The following is an 18321-nucleotide window of genomic DNA, read 5'->3' as shown; positions in this document are numbered from 1 at the left end:
GGCGGCTTGCGCGCCGGGGCGCGGCCACCTATCTGCCATCCCGACAGGGTCAATTTCCAAAAGAGGGTGAAATGAGCGGATTCGACGATCGTGAACGGGCTTTCGAGGCGAAGTTCGCCCGCGACCAGGAGGTGCAGTTCCGCATCACCGCACGCCGCAATCGCCTGCTCGGCGAATGGGCCGCCGAGCGCATGGGGCTGACGCCCGAGGAAACCGACGCCTATGCCAAGGCGGTCGTGCAGGCCGATTTCGAGGAGGCCGGCGACGAGGATGTGATCCGCAAGCTGGCCGGCGACCTGACCGCCGCCGCGGTCGAGATCAGCGACGCCGAAATCCGCTCGATGCTCAACGAAAAGACGGCCGAGGCGCGCCGCCAGTTCATCGACACGCAGAACTGATCGCGGAACCAGGCAGGACATCCGGCATGGGCATGCGCGAATCCGATTTGCGGGCGATGATCGAGGCGGCGCTTCCCGACGCGGAGGTGACGATCACCGATCTTGCCGGCGACAATGATCATTATGCGGCGCATATCGTGAGCGAATCCTTTCGCGGGTTGAGCCGCGTCGCGCAGCACAAGGCGGTCTATGCAGCGCTTGGTGGGCGCATGGGCGGCGAACTTCACGCCTTGCAATTGACCACCGCCATCCCTTCATAGGGGTATGACCCCAATGCGGCGCGCCCGCGCCCGTGCCGGAGACCTGTTATGACCGAAGCCACTCACGACCGCATTGCCAAGCTGGTCGCCGACAATCCCGTCCTGCTCTTCATGAAGGGCACGCCGCTTTTCCCGCAGTGCGGCTTTTCGTCGCGCGCCATTGCGATGCTCGACCGGCTCGGCGTCGAATATGCCAGCGTCGATGTGCTGCAGGACATGGAAATCCGGCAGGGTATCAAGGAATTTTCGGACTGGCCGACGATCCCCCAGCTCTATGTGAAGGGCGAATTCGTCGGCGGCAGCGATATCATGATGGAAATGTGGGAAGCCGGTGAGCTGCATCAGCTCGTCAACGGTCTTCCCGCGCGCGCCGACTGACATGGCGCCGCCCATCGGCCGATCGGCCGGGTCGGCGGTATAGACCGCGCGCCCGGCTCGACCTTGCCTATTGCCAGTCGAAACGCAGCGGCGCTTCGCGAAAGGCGAAGCGGTCGAGATGACGCGCGACCGCGCCCTTCAACGCCTCGAGCTGGCCTTCGGCGCTCGCATCGATGCGAACCGACAGGGTGGCTTTGCCGGCGTCGAAGGTGACCAGCCCGTCGCCGGGCCAGTCCGCCCCGCGGGCGTCGCGCGGAAAGGTCACGGTGCCGTGATCGGCGGTGAAAGCGACCGCCAGATTATGCTGCCAATGCTTGCAGAGCTGCTGCAGATATTTGCTGCATGCGCCGTGGGGACCTGCGCAGTGGCGGTATGGATCATCTGAGCCTCCATCAAAGCCGCTCGATCTTCTGTGCCGCTTCGTCGATCCGCGCCACAATCTCGTGGAGCGTGGCTTCGTCGAGCTCGCGGTCGCGCAGCCGGTTCATCAGCACAGCGCGCAAATTGCCCATCGCCCGGCGCACCGAAGCGCTGTCGGTGCGCTGCTGCTCATCGCCGACCGCCGCCAGCCGCGCCAGCAGTTCGTCGACGAGCGCGGCATTGGCGTCGAGTTCGGCCTGGCCCTCGGGGGTGATGGCGAACAGCTTCTTGGCGCCCTCGCTGTCGGCGGCGGCAATCTGGCCCATGTCGTCGAGCAGGGTGAGGGTGGGGTAGATCACGCCGGGGCTGGGCGCGTAGGCGCCGCCCGTCAGTTCCTCGATTCGCCGGATCAGGTCGTAGCCGTGGCGCGGTTCGTCGGCGATCAGCCGCAACAGGACGAGGCGCAATTCGCCGCTGTCGAACATCCGGCGGCGCCGGCCGCGGCCCTCGTCATCGTGGCCGTGACGGCCGCCAAAGCCGCGCCCGCGGCCGAAGCCGGGTCCGAATCCGCGCCCGCCGTGTCGCATGCCATGGCGCATGCCGCATCCGCGATCGCCTCTATGTCCATGAAAGTGCATGTCTTTATCCTTCAGACTGTTTTTAGATAGCTCTAAGATATATCTTAAATAAAATTACGCAAGGGGTTTTGCGATTTTGTGCGCGAGCGCTCTGTGTCCGGAGCGGCTATTTCCCTTGACTCGCTGCGGCTCGCCGCTATTAGGCGCCCCCGTGTTGTCAGGGTTCCGATCCTGGCAATTCCGTCCGAGACAGTTGGTGCGGGGGATTTGCTCCGCTTAATTTCCAGCCTAGACGGGGAACAGTCTTTTTCGGTCGCCCGCCTGTATCCAGGCGCCCGCGGCTTGACCGACCCCATCGGACATCGCCACGCAACGGACAGACGGGATGCCTCCTTTCTGGCCTTTGCGTTCGTTAGCCGCCCGGCGGCGCGCCCTGTTGCGCGCATCCGGGCACAGAGTGGAGAAACAGGCATGGATCGTGCTCAAAAAGCCGATGCCGTATCCTCGCTGAACGCTACGCTGTCGAATGCGGCTTCGGTTGTGATCGTTCGCAACCTTGGTCTTACCGTCGCCCAGTCGACGGTGCTTCGCCAGCAGATGCGCGACGCGGGCGCGAGCTTCAAGGTCGCGAAGAACCGCCTGGCCAAGATCGCGCTCGAAGGCACGCCCTACACCGGCATCAGCGATTATCTGACCGGTCCCACGGCTATTGCCGCTTCCACCGATGCGGTGGCGGCTGCGAAGATCGCCGTGGAATTTGCCAAGACCAACGACAAGCTTGAAATCGTTGGCGGCGGCATGGGGGATGTGGTCCTCGACGTGGAAGGCGTGAAGGCGCTCGCTTCGCTGCCGTCGCTCGACGAGCTGCGCGGCACGCTTATCGGCCTGCTTCAGGCTCCGGCCACCAAGGTTGCCCAGATTGCGGCAGCCCCGGCTGGTCAGCTGGCGCGGGTCTTTGGTGCCTATGGCGCCAAGGAAGCGGCATAAACCCTACCTACCCTTACCAATTCACCGGGCTATCCCGGTTCTGATGGAGAATGAAAATGGCTGATCTTGCTAAGATCGTTGAAGACCTGTCGGCGCTGACCGTTCTGGAAGCTGCTGAACTTTCGAAGATGCTCGAAGAAAAGTGGGGCGTTTCGGCCGCCGCTGCTGTCGCTGTTGCCGCTCCGGCTGCTGGCGCTGGCGCTCCGGCTGCTGAAGAAAAGGACGAATTCGACGTCGTCCTGACCGGCGACGGTGGTCAGAAGATCAACGTCATCAAGGAAGTCCGCGCGATCACCGGCCTGGGCCTGGGCGAAGCCAAGGCGCTCGTCGAAGGCGCGCCGAAGGCCGTCAAGGAAGGTGTCAACAAGGCCGAAGCCGAAGACATCAAGAAGAAGCTGGAAGCTGCCGGCGCGACCGTCGAACTCAAGTAAGTTCGCTGTCGTTCGCAGCGGTTGCCGCCGGCTCCCGGCGGAACCATGGCGACAAGAAAAAGGGCGGTGCCTTGCGGCGCCGCCCTTTTTCCTTGCGCGACGAACAAACTTGGCGCGCGCGGCTAGTCAGCCTCTGGCTCAGCCCTTGGCGAAACCGGGGCGCAGGCCCGGACGCGCGGGGCGGGTGTCCGGACGATGCACGTCCTGCTGCGCCGGGGCCGGTTCGGGACGCTGGGCGATATCCCACGCGCTGGCCGGCTGGCGGCGCATATCCTTCTGTCCAGCGAGCAGCGCATCATAGTCCATCCGTTCGCGGCGGTCATAGAAGCGCGCGCGCTTCAGCCGCTTCTTGAGCGTCAGGAAGGGATTGTCCTCGCTCGGCCCAGCCATAGCCAGCGCCTCATGGCGGCCCATGCTGCCGTGCGGCGCGGTGGCGAATGCGGGCGTCGAACGCGGCTTGGCGGGCGGCGCCGTAATGACAGGCGCGCGATGGGCTTCGGGCGCAGGGTCCGCGACCGGACCATCTTCGTAGCGCGTTTCCTCGGCGACACCATCGGTGCGACGGCGGCGCATCAAGGCGAAGGCTGCGCCGCCCGCGAGCAGCAGAGCGGCGGCGCCGCCAGCGATTTCCCAAGGGAAGGCGTCGCCGCCGGCATCGGCGCTCTGCGCGACCACAGGATCTGCCGGTTCGGCAACCGGCGCCGCGAGCGGCGGCGTCAGTGCGCTATCTTCGGCGAGCATCGATGCGGCTGCGGTAGCCGGTGCGGCTGGTTCGGTTGCGGGGCTGGCCGGAGCTGCGGCGGGCTCGCGGGTCCGCTCGGCCGGTGCGGCTTTCGCCTGACGTTCGGCGCGCGGTGCGGGGGCCGCCTCGGCCTGCGGTTCCGCCACCTTCGGCGTTGTTTCGGTAGCTGGGGGCGCGACGTCGAGCGGCACGCGGATGACCGGCGCAGGTGCGGTCGTCGCAGGCTGCGTCGTCTGCGGAGCCGGTGCGGCGACCGGCGGGACCATCACAACCGGCGGCGCGACGGGTTCGGGCGCCATCGCGGGGGGCGTGGTTTCGGCCGGCGCGGTCTGCGCAAAGGCGGCCGGGGTGGACAGGACCAGGAACGCGGCCATCGCGCTCGTGGCAGGGCGGAGGAGGGGGAGCTTCTTCGTCATAGTGAAAGGAAAACGAACCGCGCGTGAAAAGCGCTGCCAAATGACAGCGCTTTTCACGACGAGCCGTGGCGGCCCGGCGATTGGACGAGGATTCGGCGCGTCGGCGAACCGAGTCGGGGTTGCGACCGGCCGCCGCGCCGCGGCTCAGTCAGAGACCCAATTGCCGTGAAAGCCGGGCGGGATCCGGTGCGGCAGATGGATCACCGCTTGCGGCGCGCCGGTAAAATCGTCGGCGTTCAGGATGACGAGCTCGCTCGTCTCGTTGGTCATGTCGACCACCAGGCCGATCAGCCAGCCGTCATCTTCGGCGCCCGCGGCGCTGCGCGGGACGAAGACGAACTCGCCGGGATGGCGGCCGGGGCCAAAATCGCGCGCCTCGGTCACGCCCTTTTCCAGATCGAGGCGGAACAGCCGGGTATCGGCGATCGCCATTTCGACCGCGTCACCGCCCGGAATGGCGACGCTGTAGATGTAGCGATAGGGGCGGGTGGTCAGCCGCTCGTCGTAGCGCGGAAATTCCTGCGGATGATCGTGCAGAACCGTGCGCGTCGTCGTTCCCGCCGCCGGATCGATGGTCCAGCGTTCCAAGCGCGACCGTTCGCTGTCGGGGCCGCGCGTCGAGCGCGCGAACATCGTGTCGTGCGCGACGACATCGACCACCACCTTGCCGTCGGCGGTTTCGAACGCATTGGCGGGGTGAAAGACATAGCAGGGATCGACCGGCAACCACACCACCTCGTCGCCGCGGCCTTTCCTGGGGAGGAGGCCGACCCGCGCGGGATGGGCTTCGTTCCACGCATAGGGAAAGCGATAGCCCGCGAGCAGCGATTTTATCGAAAAGGTCACCGGCAGGTCGAACACCAACACGTAATTTTCGGTGATGGCGCAGTCGTGGATCGACGGGCCGTCGCTGACCGCGACCGCTTCCTCTCGGATCACCTGCGCCTTGTCGTCGAGCACGACGTGCCAGACCTTGTTCATTTCGTCGCCGCGGTAGGTGATCGCATGCGTCTCGCCGGTGAGCGGGTCATGATGCGGGTGTGCCGTATAAGGGCCAGCCAAGGTGCCGTCGAAGGGGTTGTGGGCGATCGTCGCGAGTTGATCGTCGAGTTCGACGGGCTTGCCGCCGGCCTCGACGATCGCAAAGGTACGTCCCGCCAATCCGACGACATTGGTGTTGGGGGCGTCGAAGCCGTCGGTGCGCGGGCCGGGCGGGATCGGCTCGCCGAGCTTTGCGCACGCCTCGGTCCCGCGCACCCAGCGGTTGCGATACCAGTGCGCCTTGCCGTCGCCGATGCGCAGCCCGTGGATCATGCCGGCGCCCGTGAACCAGTGGTAGCTCGCGGGATCGGGGGGGAGAGCCGGGTTGGGGCCATTGCGCAGGTAGCGGCCCGAAAGCGCCGCGGGAATGTCCCCGTCGACACGCAGAGCCTCGATCGTCAGTTCCTCGGTCATCGGCGTATGGATGCCGGTCAGATAGGGATGCGCGTCGGTGGGGCGGGGCAGGCGCTTGCGGTTGAAATCGGCGACCTTGCCGATGCCTTTCGAGACCGCGCCGCGGATCAGCGTTTCCATATTGCTTGCCATGCCCTTCTCCTTTCGCTTGCGCGACCGACTCGCGATGTTTACAGTGCAAACATGATCGATGAAGATAACAGTGTCAACATGGAAAATGCCGATGCGGTGGCGACGCCGCGTGGCAAGGGCTATCATCATGGCGACTTGCGCGCCGCGGTGATCGCAGCGGGGATGAAGCGGCTGACCGATGGCGGCGATGCCGAGCTTGGCCTGCGCGCGCTGGCGCGCGACGTCGGCGTCAGTGCGACCGCGCTTTACCGGCATTTTCCCGACAAGGAGGCGTTGCTCGATGCGCTGGCCGACGAGGGGCTGCGGCGGCTGGGGGCGTTGCAGGCGCAGGCGTGGCTCAAGGCGGGGGGCGGCAAGGCCGGCTTTCTTGCAACTGGTGTCGCCTATGTCCGCTTTGCGCACGAAGAGCCGGCAATCTTTCGGCTCAGCTTTACCCGGCAGATGCCCGAACGCTATCGCGAAGCGGGAACCGATGGCGGCGAAACTGCCTTCAACTTACTGCGCGTCGGGGTCTCGCAGGCACTGCCACAGCTTGAAGCGCCCGACGTTGCGGCGCTGCACGCCTGGTCATTGGTGCACGGGCTGGCGATGCTGATTCTCGACCGCCGGATCGAATGGGACGAAGCGCGGGTCGAACAGGTCGTCGCAATGACTTTCGGCGGGTTCGACTAACGCGATGATTTGCAGAGATTTCGCGCCCGTTCCCGGCTAAACAGGTGGCGATGTTAGCCATTTGTTTTCCAGTTTTTGCCAGATAACGGGCATGACGCGGACACTCCCCCCACGAGTAGAAGCGACGTTCTGGTCGCTGCTGATGGCGCTTGGCTATTTCATGCTCGCCAGCCTGTCGCTGCATGCGACGAAGGGGGAGGACAATATCGCCGCGATCTGGCCGCCAAGCGGCTATTTCCTGGCGTTGCTGCTGTTGATGCCGGGGCGCGCACGACCGGCGGCGATCGGCGCCGCAGCGGCGGCCAGTCTTGCGGCGAACATACTGAGCGGGGCGCCCTTCCTGATGGCGGCGATCTTCACGTTCGCCAATTCGGTCGAGGCGGGGCTCGCCTTCTGGATCGTTCGCCGCCGCGAGGGCGAGGACCTGTCGTTCATGGTGCCGCGCGCCGTCGCCAGCTTCTGCCTTGCGGTGATCGTCGCCAGCATGGCCAGTGCCTTGATCGCGGGGGGCGGTACGATGCTGGCTTTCGGCGGCATCGGCCTCGACTTCTTCCTCTCGTGGATGACGACCGTGGCGCTCGGCATGCTGATCGTGGCGCCGCCGTTGATCATGCTGACGCGGCTTGTCGCGTCTAAGGCGCTCGACAATGCGACGACGCGCATGAAGATCGAAGCGATCGCGGTGCTCGCGCTTGCGGCGCTGATTACCGCGGTCAGCTTCGAACAATCGCATTTTCCGGCGACCTTCCTCCCCGTCATCGCGGTGATCGTCGCCGCCTATCGCGTCGGTCCGTTCGGAGCTGCGGCCGGCATGCTCATCATCGCCGGCATCGCGGCCTGGCTGACCGGGCAGGGGCATGGGCCGGTCGCCGCGATGGAGGCCAGTGTCAAGGAACAGGTCTTCTTCCTGCAATTCTATCTGCTGGCGCTTCAGTCGACGGCGCTGCCGCTCGCTGCATCGCTGGTCGTCCAGCGCCGCCTCGCCAAGCGGCTCGAACAGAGCAATCGCTGGCTGGTGCAGGCCGAAGCGGCCGCGCTGGTGGGCCATTGGCGCGTTGATTTGGTGCGCTGGACGATCCACTGGTCGGACCAGACCTATCGCATCCACGGGCTCGAACCCGGTGCGCAGGTCAGCGTGAGGACCAGCGTCGAGCATTATGTCGAAGAGGATCAGCCCGCGGTGAGGGCGATATTGGAAGAGGCGGTGCGCACCGGCGAACCCTTCGAATATCAGGGACGCATCATCCGCGCCGACGGCACCATACGCTATGTCAAATCGCACGGTTCGATCGAGCGCGGGCGCGGCGGGCGCAGCGTCGGCATTTTCGGGACGGTGCAGGATGTCACCGCAACGGTCGAAAATGCCCGCAGCCTGGAAGCCGCGCGCAGCATCGCCGAAGAAGCCGCGAACACCGACATGCTCACGGGTCTGCCCAACCGGCGCTCGACACTCGCGCTGCTCAATCGTGCCTTGCTGGCGGCAGGCGAGGGCCGGACGCAACTCGCAGTGGCGATTTTCGACATCGATCATTTCAAGCAGATCAACGATCGTCACGGTCATGCCGTGGGCGACGAGGTCATCCGCTGGGTCGGGCAGCGCGCGAAGGCGACGCTGCGCGAGGAAGATGTTGTCGGCCGATATGGCGGCGAGGAATTTGTGTGCATCTTTCAGGGGCCGAGCGCCCGGTCGGCCGAACTGGTCGCCGAGCGCATTCGGGCTTCGATCGAAAAGGCCGATGTCGATGCCGAAGGGCCGGCGCATGTCACGATCAGCATCGGCCTCGCGGCCTATGCTGCCGACACCAGCGTCGAGGAATTGCTCCACCGAGCCGACAAGGCGCTCTATCTCGCCAAGCGCGAGGGGCGCAACCGGCTCCGCATGGCGGCCTGATCCGCGGACAAAAAGAAGGGCGCGAGGGATGTCCCTCGCGCCCATCCTTAACCGATCGCGCTACGATCAGTTGGCTTCTTTTGCCGTCGCTTCCGCGGGCGCGGGATCGGCTGCCGCTTCGGCGGTCGCCGCGGGCTGCGCTGCAGCCTTGGCTTCGGCAATCGCCGCCGCAAACTGCTCGGCGGTGAAGCTCGTGGCCAGACCCTGCTGCGACTGGAAGAAAGCCGACTTCGGCAAGCGCATGTCGCCTTCGGCGGTGGTCAGCACGACGGCGTCGGCTTCGACAACCTTGACCTTGCCGACGATAGCGGTGCCCTTGGCGCTGCGGATGTCGGCGCCGGGAACGAGCGCGGCGTTCAGCGCCGCCGTGGCAGCTGCGGCCTGCTGATCGAGCCAGGCGGTGAGCTGTTCGAGGGTCAGCGTGATCGCCGGACCCTTGTCGGTTTCCATGAACGACGTCTTGGGCAGTGCGACCGACTTGCCATCGACAGTGATGACGACATTGGGGTCGGCGACACTGGCAATCGGGCCGATCGCCTTGCCAGCCGAGTCATAGACCGTCGTGCCGGGCGCGAGGTTGATGGTCGGCGCCGCGGCGGGCGCGCTCTGCGCGAATGCCGGCGCGCCGGCGGCCATCGCGAGGCCGAGAGAGAGGGACGTGACAATGCCTGCGATCTTGCGCATAGCTTCTTTTCTCCTTGGTGGTTTTCGGATTGACATGGACCTTGAACGCATGCCGCGACGCGAAGGCCATGCCAAAGCTGCCGAACCGTGGCAGAGCCGGGACGAAGCGAGCCGCGGCGCGCAATCGGCACGGAATATTCGCTGAGGGGCGACGTCATGGAGCCGGCGGGCCAGATGCAAAGCTTATATTGGGGGCCGCCAATTGACAGTGGCCGGCCCCGATCCTATATCCGCCTCACACCTTTCCGTCCGGGAAGCGGCCTGACTTTGCGCAGCAGGCGGCACGAATAGGGCGGTCGGGATTTCGAGATGCGTTGGAAAGCTGCGGTAAACCGGCAACGGTTGCCTGCGGCTTTTTTGCGTCTCTATCGCGCTCGCGAGTCGAATTTTTACAGGCGAGACAATCCTTTATGGCGACCAAGGCGAAGTCGGTGGGCAAGGCCCTCGAAGCAACCGCAACCAAGCGAATCCGCAAGCTGTTCGGCAATATCCACGAAGCCGTGGAAATGCCCAACCTCATCGAGGTGCAGCGCGAATCCTATGAACAGTTCCTGCGTTCCGATCCTTCGGTCGGTTACGTCTCGGGCCTTGAAAAGACGCTGCGCAGCGTGTTTCCGATCCGCGACTTTGCCGGGACGGCGGAGCTGGACTTCGTCCATTACGAGCTCGAAGAGCCCAAATATGACGTCGAGGAATGCCGTCAGCGCGGCATCACCTATGCGGCGCCGATGAAGGTCACGCTGCGCCTGATCGTCTTTGAAGTCGACAGCGAAACCGACACGCGTTCGGTTCTCGATATCAAGGAGCAGGACGTCTACATGGGCGACATGCCGCTCATGACCGAGAACGGCACCTTCTTCATCAACGGCACCGAGCGTGTCATCGTCAGCCAGATGCACCGTTCGCCGGGTGTGCTGTTCGACCATGACCGCGGCAAGACCCACTCGTCGGGCAAATATCTCTTTGCCGCGCGCGTCATTCCGTATCGCGGTTCGTGGCTCGATTTCGAATTCGACGCCAAGGACATCGTCAACGTCCGTATCGACCGCAAGCGCAAGCTTCCGGTGACCAGCCTGCTGTATGCGCTGGGCATGTCGGGCGAAGAAATCCTGAACTTCTTCTACGACCGCATGATCTTCGAACGCGCGGCCGATGGCTGGAAGATTCCGTTCGTCCTCGAAAACTGGCGCGGCGCGAAGCCGGCGTTCGATATCGTGGACGCCAAGACCGGTGAAGTCGTGTTCGCTTCCGGCCACAAGATCAGCCCGCGCCTTGCCAACAAGGCGGCTAAGGACGGTCTTGAAACGCTACTGATCCCGACCGAGGAAATCTTCGGCCGTTACAGCGCCTATGACCTGATCAATGAATCGACCGGCGAGATCTACATCGAAGCCGGCGACGAAGTGACCGCGGAAAATCTGGAAAAGATGGACGCCGCCGGCATCGACAAGCTGGTGCTGCTCGACATCGACCACAACAACACCGGTCCGTGGATTCGCAACACGCTGAAGGCCGACAAGGCCGAGGATCGCGATCAGGCGCTGAGCGACATCTATCGCGTCATGCGCCCCGGCGAGCCGCCGACGCGCGAAACCGCCGACGCGCTGTTCGCGGGCCTGTTCTTCGATCCCGAACGCTATGACCTGTCGGCGGTGGGCCGCGTCAAGCTCAACATGCGCCTCGGCCTCGACGCAGAGGACACGGTGACGACGCTGCGCAGCGAGGATATTCTCGCCGTGGTCAAGGAACTGGTGAACCTGAAGGACGGCAAGGGCGAGATCGACGATATCGACAATCTCGGCAACCGCCGCGTCCGTTCGGTCGGCGAGCTGCTCGAAAACCAGTATCGCGTCGGCCTGCTGCGCATGGAGCGTGCGGTCAAGGAGCGCATGTCGTCGGTCGACGTCTCGACCGTGATGCCGAACGATCTGATCAACGCGAAGCCGGCGGTTGCTGCGGTGCGCGAATTCTTCGGCTCGTCGCAGCTTTCGCAGTTCATGGACCAGACCAACCCGCTGTCGGAAGTCACCCACAAGCGCCGCGTCTCGGCGCTCGGGCCGGGTGGTCTGACCCGCGAACGCGCGGGCTTCGAAGTCCGCGACGTCCATCCGACGCACTATGGCCGTATCTGCCCGATCGAAACGCCGGAAGGCCCGAACATCGGTCTGATCAACAGCCTCGCGACCTTCGCGCGCGTCAACAAATATGGCTTCATTGAAACCCCGTACCGCCGCGTCGTCGACGGCAAGGTGACGAGCGAAGTCGTCTATCTGTCGGCGATGGAGGAATCGAAGCACACGGTCGCGCAGGCGAACGCCGATCTCAACCCCGACGGCAGCTTCGTCGAGGAGCTGATCTCGGCGCGTGAAGCCGGCGAATTCCTGATGGCGCCGCGCGAACAGATCACGCTGATGGACGTGTCGCCGAAGCAGCTGGTTTCGGTTGCGGCCTCGCTCATTCCGTTCCTGGAAAACGATGACGCCAACCGCGCTCTGATGGGATCGAACATGCAGCGTCAGGCCGTGCCGCTGCTGCGGGCCGAAGCGCCCGTCGTCGGCACCGGAATGGAAGGCACCGTCGCACGCGATTCGGGCGCGGCCATCGCGGCACGCCGCGGCGGCATCATCGACCAGGTCGATGCGACGCGTATCGTCATCCGTGCGACCGACCTTGTCGAACCCGGCAAGTCGGGCGTCGACATCTATCGCCTCCAGAAATTCCAGCGGTCGAACCAGAATACCTGCATCAACCAGCGTCCGCTGGTGAAGGTGGGCGACGTGATCCGCACCGGCGACATCATCGCCGACGGTCCGTCGACCGAGCTTGGCGAACTGGCGCTCGGCAAGAATGTGCTCGTCGCGTTCATGCCGTGGAACGGCTACAATTATGAGGACTCGATCCTCATTTCCGAACGCATCGTGAAGGACGACGTCTTCACCTCGATTCACATCGAGGAATTCGAAGTCACCGCCCGCGACACGCGCCTCGGGCCGGAGGACATCACGCGCGATATTCCGAACGTCGGCGAAGAAGCGCTCCGCAACCTCGACGAAGCGGGCATCGTCTACATCGGCGCCGAAGTCGGCCCGGGCGACATCCTGGTCGGCAAGATCACGCCGAAGGGCGAAAGCCCGATGACGCCGGAAGAAAAGCTGCTGCGCGCCATCTTCGGCGAAAAGGCCAGCGACGTGCGCGACACCTCGCTCCGCTTGCCGCCTGGCGTGTCGGGTACGGTCGTCGAAGTCCGCGTCTTCAACCGTCACGGCATCGACAAGGACGAACGTGCGATCGCGATCGAACGCGAGGAAATCGAGCGTCTGAAGCAGGACGCCGACGACGAGCGCGCGATCCTCAACCGCGCGACCTTCTCCAGCCTCAAGGAACTGCTGGTCGGCCAGGCCACCAGCGCAGTGCCCAAGGGCATGAAGAAGGGCGACGTGCTGACCGAAGATCAGCTCGCCGAACTCGATCGCGGCGACTGGTGGAAGCTCGCGGTCGTCGACGACAAGGCGCAGGCCGCTCTCGAAGCGATCAAGGCGCAGTATGACGACGCGATCAAGCGGATCAACGCGAAGTATGAAGACCGCGTCGAAAAGCTGCAGCGCGGCGACGAACTCGCGCCGGGCGTGCTCAAGATGGTCAAGGTCTTCGTTGCCATCAAGCGCAAGCTGCAGTCGGGCGACAAGATGGCCGGCCGCCACGGGAACAAGGGTATCATCAGCCGCATCCTGCCGATCGAGGACATGCCGTTCCTCGAAGACGGCACGCATGTCGACGTGGTGCTCAACCCGCTGGGCGTGCCGTCGCGTATGAACGTCGGTCAGATCCTCGAAACGCACCTCGGCTGGGCATCGCGCGGTTTCGGTCGCCAGATTACCGCGGCGCTCGAAGATTGGCGTGCGGCAAACCCGAACCCCGAAGCGGGCGCGCCGCCCGAAGCGGTACGTGAGGCGCTGCTCACCGCCTATGGCGACGATTACGCGGAAGACATCAAGGGTCGCAGCAATGATCAGATTGTCGAGATGGCGGGCCACCTGTCGCTCGGTATCCCGTTCGCGACGCCGGTGTTCGATGGCGCGCGCGAAGGCGATGTGTCGACGATGCTGGAACGTGCCGGTCTCGACCGGTCGGGTCAGGTCGATCTGTACGACGGCCGCACGGGCGATCGTTTCGACCGCAAGGTGACGGTGGGATATATGTATATCCTGAAGCTCCATCACCTGGTCGACGACAAGATCCACGCGCGCTCGATCGGGCCGTACAGCCTCGTCACCCAGCAGCCGCTGGGCGGTAAGGCGCAGTTCGGCGGCCAGCGCTTCGGTGAAATGGAAGTGTGGGCGCTCCAGGCTTATGGCGCCGCCTACACGCTGCAGGAAATGCTGACGGTGAAGTCGGACGACGTGATCGGCCGCACCAAGGTTTACGAAGCGATCGTCAAGGGCGACGACACCTTCGAGGCCGGCATTCCCGAAAGCTTCAACGTGCTCGTCAAGGAAATGCGCTCGCTGGGCCTCAACGTCGAACTGTCGTCCTATACGGACGAAGACGACAAAGATGGTCCGGACGCTCTTCCCGAAGCCGCCGAATGATTTTCCTCACCCCCTTCCGCCGGCGGTGGAGGGGGAAGAGTGGAGCTAGAATATGAACCAGATTACCAACTTCATGAACCCGGTCGCGAAGCCCGAAACCTTCGACATGATCAAGATCGGCATCGCGAGCCCGGAGCGTATCCGCTCGTGGTCGTTCGGTGAGATCAAGAAGCCCGAAACGATCAACTACCGCACGTTCAAGCCCGAACGCGACGGCCTGTTCTGCGCGCGCATCTTCGGTCCGATCAAGGATTATGAATGCCTGTGCGGCAAGTACAAGCGCATGAAATACAAGGGTATCGTCTGCGAAAAATGCGGTGTCGAAGTTACGGTGACCAAGGTCCGCCGCGAACGCATGGGCCATATCGAGCTCGCCGCGCCCGTCGCGCACATCTGGTTCCTGAAGTCGCTGCCCTCGCGCATCGGCCTGCTGCTCGACATGCAGCTCAAGCAGCTTGAGCGCGTCCTCTATTTCGAAGCCTATATCGTTCTCGAACCTGGCCTGACGCCGCTCGAGAAGTTCCAGCTTCTGACCGAGGACGAACTGCTCGACGCGCAGGACGAATATGGCGAGGACGCCTTCTCGGCCGGCATCGGCGCCGAGGCGATCCGCGTGCTCCTCGAAGGGCTCGACCTCGAACAGGAACGCGTCGACCTGATGGAAGAGCTGGCGACGACCAAGTCGGAGCTGAAGCCCAAGAAGATCATCAAGCGCCTGAAGGTCGTCGAAAGCTTCATCGAATCGGGCAACCGTCCCGAGTGGATGATCCTCGAAGTCATTCCGGTCATCCCGCCCGAACTGCGCCCGCTGGTGCCGCTCGACGGCGGCCGCTTCGCGACGTCGGATCTCAACGACCTGTATCGCCGCGTCATCAACCGTAACAACCGCCTGAAGCGCCTGATGGAGCTGCGTGCGCCGGACATCATCGTCCGCAACGAAAAGCGCATGCTGCAGGAAGCCGTCGACGCGCTGTTCGACAACGGGCGCCGCGGCCGCACGATCACCGGTGCCAACAAGCGTCCGCTGAAGTCGCTGTCCGACATGCTCAAGGGCAAGCAGGGCCGCTTCCGTCAGAACCTGCTCGGCAAGCGCGTCGACTATTCGGGCCGTTCGGTCATCGTGACCGGCCCGGAACTCAAGCTGCACCAGTGCGGCCTGCCGAAGAAGATGGCGCTCGAGCTGTTCAAGCCGTTCATCTACGCGCGCCTCGACGCCAAGGGTCTGTCGATGACCCTCAAGCAGGCGAAGAAGTGGGTCGAAAAGGAACGCAAGGAAGTCTGGGACATCCTCGACGAAGTCATTCGCGAGCACCCGGTCCTGCTGAACCGCGCCCCGACGCTCCACCGCCTCGGCATTCAGGCGTTCGAACCCGTGCTGATCGAGGGCAAGGCGATCCAGCTTCACCCGCTGGTCTGCGCCGCGTTCAACGCCGACTTCGACGGCGACCAGATGGCCGTGCACGTCCCGCTGAGCCTCGAGGCGCAGCTGGAAGCGCGCGTGCTGATGATGTCGACCAACAACATCCTCAGCCCCGCGAACGGCAAGCCGATCATCGTTCCGTCGCAGGACATGGTCCTCGGCCTCTATTATCTGTCGATGGAACGCGAAGGCGAACCGGGCGAGGGCATGCTGCTGGCCGACATGGCCGAAGTGCACCAGGCGCTCTACACGGGCGCGGTCACGCTGCACTCGAAGATCACCAGCCGCGTTCCGCAGACCGACGAAGCCGGCAATGAATATCTGCGCCGCTTCGAAACGACGCCGGGCCGCATGCTGATCGGCGAATGCCTGCCGAAGTCGCACACCGTGCCCTTCGACGTCGTCAACCGCCTTCTGACCAAGAAGGAAATCGGCGACGTGATCGACCAGGTCTATCGTCACACCGGCCAGAAGGAGACGGTGCTGTTCGCCGACGCGATCATGGCGCTGGGCTTCCGCCACGCGTTCCGCGCCGGCATCTCATTCGGCAAGGACGACATGATCATCCCCGACGCCAAGGAAAAGCTGGTCGACGAGACCCGCGCGCTGGTGAAGGATTTCGAGCAGCAGTATCAGGACGGCCTGATCACGCAGCAGGAAAAGTACAATAAGGCCATTGATGCGTGGTCGCAGTGCGGCGACAAGGTCGCGAACGCGATGATGGACGAAATCCGGGCGACGCCGAAGCTCGACGACGGCCGGCTTGCTCCGGTCAACTCGATCTACATGATGGCGCACTCGGGCGCGCGTGGTTCGCCGGCGCAGATGAAGCAGCTTGCCGGCATGCGCGGCCTTATGGCCAAGCCGTCGGGCGAGATCATCGAAACGCCGATCATCTCGAACTTCAAGGAAGGCCTGACCGTTCTCGAGTATTTCAACTCGACCCACGGTGCCCGTAAGGGTCTGGCCGACACCGCGCTCAAGACGGCGAACTCGGGTTACCTGACCCGCCGTCTGGTCGACGTCTCGCAGGATTGCGTTGTCATCGAGGATGATTGCGGCACGACCCGCGGCATGGAAATGCGCGCGATCATCCAGGGCGGTTCGACGATCGCCTCGCTGGGCGAGCGCATCCTGGGCCGCACGACGCTCGAGGATGTTGTCGACAAGGACGGCAATGTCATTGCCCCCGTCGGCACGCTGCTCGACGAACCCACGGTCGCCAAGATCGAGGAAGCCGAAGTGCAGGCGGTGAAGATCCGCTCGCCGCTGGTCTGCGAAGCCAGCCTGGGCGTCTGCGCCAAGTGCTACGGCCGCGACCTTGCGCGCGGTACGCCGGTGAACATCGGCGAAGCGGTCGGCGTCATCGCGGCGCAGTCGATCGGTGAACCGGGCACGCAGCTGACGATGCGGACCTTCCACATCGGCGGTGCGGCGCAGGTCAACGAACAGTCGAACCTTGAAGCGATTTCGGACGGCACGATCGAATATCGCGACATGGAAACGATCGTCGACCAGCGCGGTCGCCGTCTGGCGCTGTCGCGTTCGGGCGAAATCGCGGTCATCGACAGCGAAGGCCGCGAACGCGCGACGCACAAGCTGCCCTATGGTGCGCAGATCATGCACAAGAACGGCGAGAAGGTGAAGAAGGGCGACCGGATTGCCGAATGGGATCCGTTCACCATGCCGCTCATCACCGAAAAGAACGGCATCGTGAAATATCAGGATCTGGTCGATGCCAAGACGCTGACCGAACAGGTCGACGAAGCGACGGGTATCGCCCAGCGCGTCGTGATCGAATATCGCACCACCGGTCGCGGCAAGAAGGAAGACCTTCAGCCGCGCCTGACTCTGCTTGACGATGCTTCGGGTGAAGCCGCGCGCTATCTGCTCGCGGTCGGCACGATGATCTCGGTCGAAGACGGTCAGGAAGTGAAGGCGGGCGACGTTCTGGCCCGTGTTACCCGCGAAGCGTCGAAGACGCGCGACATCACCGGCGGTCTGCCGCGTGTTGCCGAGCTGTTCGAAGCGCGCATTCCGAAGGACAATGCGGTCATCGCAAAGCTTTCGGGTCGCATTGAATTCGTCAAGGATTACAAGGCGAAGCGCAAGATCGCGATCGTTCCGGAAGAAGGCGATGCGGTCGAGTATCTGATCCCGAAATCCAAGGTGCTCGAAGTGCAGGAAGGCGACTATGTGAAGCGCGGCGACGCGCTGATCTCGGGCTCGCCGAACCCGCACGACATCCTCGACGTGATGGGTGTCGAAGCGCTGGCCGAATTCCTCGTCGCGGAAATCCAGGAAGTCTACCGACTGCAGGGCGTGAAGATCAACGACAAGCACATCGAAGTGATCGTTCGCCAGATGCTGCAGAAGGTCGAGATCACCGATGGCGGCGACACCACGCTGCTGCCGGGCGAACAGCTCGATTATCTGGAGATGATGGAATATAACGCCAAGCTGCCGAAGAACGGCAAGCCCGCCGAAGGGCGCCCGGTTCTCCTGGGCATCACCAAGGCGAGCCTGCAGACGCGCAGCTTCGTCTCGGCGGCATCGTTCCAGGAAACGACCCGCGTCCTCACCGAAGCATCGGTGCAGGGCAAGGTCGACTCGCTGATGGGCCTCAAGGAAAACGTCATCGTCGGCCGCCTTATCCCGGCGGGTACCGGCGCGGCGATGAACCGCATCCGCGTCACCGCCTCGTCGAAGGACGCGGCGCTGCGTGCCGCCATGCGCGCCGCCAATGAAGCGCATCTCATCGCGCCGCAGACCGCGGCCGAAGAGCATGCCGCCGAACTGGCGCAGGGCCCCGAAGCGGCGATGGGCGACGATCCGCTCGGCGCGGTCGAAGGGGAAACCCACGGCACCGACGCCGATGCCGGCGATTATCTGATCCAGAGCGACGAGGACTAAGTCCTCGCGCCCTGG

13 protein-coding genes and 1 pseudogene are annotated in these 18321 nt (G+C 64.2%); 9 read left to right on the top strand and 5 right to left on the bottom strand.

Annotation, left to right across the window (positions count from 1 at the left end; genetic code table 11):
* Nucleotides 1-71 precede the first annotated feature (71 nt).
* Genes P1IM2_RS06265 through grxD form a run of 3 tightly spaced genes read left to right on the top strand, consistent with a single transcriptional unit; the run spans nucleotide 72 to nucleotide 1036 of the window.
* Complete coding sequence (locus tag P1IM2_RS06265) at nucleotides 72-398, top strand: DUF1476 domain-containing protein (protein ID WP_003039183.1); 327 nt, start codon at nucleotides 72-74, stop codon at nucleotides 396-398.
* 26 nt (nucleotides 399-424) lie between these two features.
* Nucleotides 425-658 carry a BolA/IbaG family iron-sulfur metabolism protein gene (locus P1IM2_RS06260; RefSeq protein WP_062769264.1) on the top strand — a complete coding sequence of 78 codons (234 nt, stop codon included), beginning with the start codon at nucleotides 425-427 and terminating at the stop codon, nucleotides 656-658.
* Nucleotides 659-706: 48 nt separating this feature from the next.
* Nucleotides 707-1036, top strand: coding sequence for a Grx4 family monothiol glutaredoxin (gene grxD / locus P1IM2_RS06255; RefSeq protein ID WP_003039178.1), 330 nt, complete (start codon nucleotides 707-709; stop codon nucleotides 1034-1036).
* A 67-nt stretch (nucleotides 1037-1103) separates the two neighbouring features.
* On the opposite strand, the pseudogene P1IM2_RS06250 reads toward grxD, so the two are convergent.
* Together P1IM2_RS06250 and P1IM2_RS06245 are read right to left on the bottom strand one after the other, a co-directional pair.
* Nucleotides 1104-1417: pseudogene (locus P1IM2_RS06250) on the bottom strand (DUF2218 domain-containing protein).
* A gap of 11 nt (nucleotides 1418-1428) precedes the next feature.
* Nucleotides 1429-1995 carry a PadR family transcriptional regulator gene (locus P1IM2_RS06245; RefSeq protein ID WP_186401822.1) on the bottom strand — a complete coding sequence of 189 codons (567 nt, stop codon included), beginning with the start codon at nucleotides 1993-1995 and terminating at the stop codon, nucleotides 1429-1431.
* 450 nt (nucleotides 1996-2445) lie between these two features.
* On the opposite strand from P1IM2_RS06245, the gene rplJ reads away from it, so the two are divergent.
* Together rplJ and rplL are read left to right on the top strand one after the other, a co-directional pair.
* Nucleotides 2446-2961 carry a 50S ribosomal protein L10 gene (rplJ, locus tag P1IM2_RS06240; protein ID WP_003039169.1) on the top strand — a complete coding sequence of 172 codons (516 nt, stop codon included), beginning with the start codon at nucleotides 2446-2448 and terminating at the stop codon, nucleotides 2959-2961.
* Nucleotides 2962-3017: 56 nt separating this feature from the next.
* On the top strand, nucleotides 3018-3392 hold the full coding sequence (gene rplL, locus P1IM2_RS06235) for a 50S ribosomal protein L7/L12 (RefSeq protein WP_003039166.1): 375 nt from the start codon (nucleotides 3018-3020) through the stop codon (nucleotides 3390-3392).
* Nucleotides 3393-3530: 138 nt separating this feature from the next.
* Here rplL and P1IM2_RS06230 read toward each other — a convergent pair whose 3' ends face one another.
* Nucleotides 3531-4550, bottom strand: a complete 1020-nt coding sequence (locus P1IM2_RS06230; protein WP_186401821.1) for a hypothetical protein — start codon at nucleotides 4548-4550, stop codon at nucleotides 3531-3533.
* A gap of 144 nt (nucleotides 4551-4694) precedes the next feature.
* On the bottom strand, nucleotides 4695-6137 hold the full coding sequence (locus P1IM2_RS06225) for a carotenoid oxygenase family protein (RefSeq protein ID WP_186401820.1): 1443 nt from the start codon (nucleotides 6135-6137) through the stop codon (nucleotides 4695-4697).
* A gap of 51 nt (nucleotides 6138-6188) precedes the next feature.
* Here P1IM2_RS06225 and P1IM2_RS06220 point away from each other — a divergent pair, with 51 nt between their 5' ends.
* Together P1IM2_RS06220 and P1IM2_RS06215 are read left to right on the top strand one after the other, a co-directional pair.
* A complete protein-coding gene (locus tag P1IM2_RS06220; protein WP_186401819.1) occupies nucleotides 6189-6809 on the top strand; it encodes a TetR/AcrR family transcriptional regulator in 621 nt (206 codons plus the stop codon).
* 91 nt (nucleotides 6810-6900) lie between these two features.
* Nucleotides 6901-8700 (top strand): sensor domain-containing diguanylate cyclase, encoded by a 1800-nt coding sequence (locus tag P1IM2_RS06215; protein ID WP_254535863.1) that lies wholly within the window; start codon nucleotides 6901-6903, stop codon nucleotides 8698-8700.
* Nucleotides 8701-8766: 66 nt separating this feature from the next.
* Here P1IM2_RS06215 and P1IM2_RS06210 read toward each other — a convergent pair whose 3' ends face one another.
* Nucleotides 8767-9384 (bottom strand): hypothetical protein, encoded by a 618-nt coding sequence (locus tag P1IM2_RS06210; protein ID WP_003039148.1) that lies wholly within the window; start codon nucleotides 9382-9384, stop codon nucleotides 8767-8769.
* A 410-nt stretch (nucleotides 9385-9794) separates the two neighbouring features.
* Here P1IM2_RS06210 and rpoB point away from each other — a divergent pair, with 410 nt between their 5' ends.
* Both rpoB and rpoC read left to right on the top strand, forming a co-directional pair.
* Nucleotides 9795-13973 (top strand): DNA-directed RNA polymerase subunit beta, encoded by a 4179-nt coding sequence (gene rpoB, locus P1IM2_RS06205; protein ID WP_186401818.1) that lies wholly within the window; start codon nucleotides 9795-9797, stop codon nucleotides 13971-13973.
* Between the two features lie 52 nt (nucleotides 13974-14025).
* The gene (rpoC, locus tag P1IM2_RS06200; protein ID WP_058812020.1) at nucleotides 14026-18306 is read left to right on the top strand and encodes a DNA-directed RNA polymerase subunit beta'; all 4281 of its coding nucleotides are present in this window, start codon (nucleotides 14026-14028) and stop codon (nucleotides 18304-18306) included.
* Nucleotides 18307-18321 lie beyond the last annotated feature (15 nt).

The organism is Sphingopyxis sp. P1IMeth2, assembly GCF_900185685.1.
Taxonomy (GTDB): Bacteria; Pseudomonadota; Alphaproteobacteria; order Sphingomonadales; family Sphingomonadaceae; genus Sphingopyxis; species Sphingopyxis terrae_A.
The sequence above is the reverse complement of the archived record's forward strand: the minus strand, read 5'-3'. Positions and strand labels throughout refer to the sequence as shown.

Coding starts and splice junctions, on each gene's coding strand:
- P1IM2_RS06265 (WP_003039183.1), top strand. CDS start 72: ATGAGCGGATTCGACGATCGTGAACGGGCTTTCGAGGCGAAGTTCGCC.
- P1IM2_RS06260 (WP_062769264.1), top strand. CDS start 425: ATGGGCATGCGCGAATCCGATTTGCGGGCGATGATCGAGGCGGCGCTT.
- grxD (WP_003039178.1), top strand. CDS start 707: ATGACCGAAGCCACTCACGACCGCATTGCCAAGCTGGTCGCCGACAAT.
- P1IM2_RS06245 (WP_186401822.1), bottom strand. CDS start 1,995: ATGCGCCATGGCATGCGACACGGCGGGCGCGGATTCGGACCCGGCTTC.
- rplJ (WP_003039169.1), top strand. CDS start 2,446: ATGGATCGTGCTCAAAAAGCCGATGCCGTATCCTCGCTGAACGCTACG.
- rplL (WP_003039166.1), top strand. CDS start 3,018: ATGGCTGATCTTGCTAAGATCGTTGAAGACCTGTCGGCGCTGACCGTT.
- P1IM2_RS06230 (WP_186401821.1), bottom strand. CDS start 4,550: ATGACGAAGAAGCTCCCCCTCCTCCGCCCTGCCACGAGCGCGATGGCC.
- P1IM2_RS06225 (WP_186401820.1), bottom strand. CDS start 6,137: ATGGCAAGCAATATGGAAACGCTGATCCGCGGCGCGGTCTCGAAAGGC.
- P1IM2_RS06220 (WP_186401819.1), top strand. CDS start 6,189: ATGATCGATGAAGATAACAGTGTCAACATGGAAAATGCCGATGCGGTG.
- P1IM2_RS06215 (WP_254535863.1), top strand. CDS start 6,901: ATGACGCGGACACTCCCCCCACGAGTAGAAGCGACGTTCTGGTCGCTG.
- P1IM2_RS06210 (WP_003039148.1), bottom strand. CDS start 9,384: ATGCGCAAGATCGCAGGCATTGTCACGTCCCTCTCTCTCGGCCTCGCG.
- rpoB (WP_186401818.1), top strand. CDS start 9,795: ATGGCGACCAAGGCGAAGTCGGTGGGCAAGGCCCTCGAAGCAACCGCA.
- rpoC (WP_058812020.1), top strand. CDS start 14,026: ATGAACCAGATTACCAACTTCATGAACCCGGTCGCGAAGCCCGAAACC.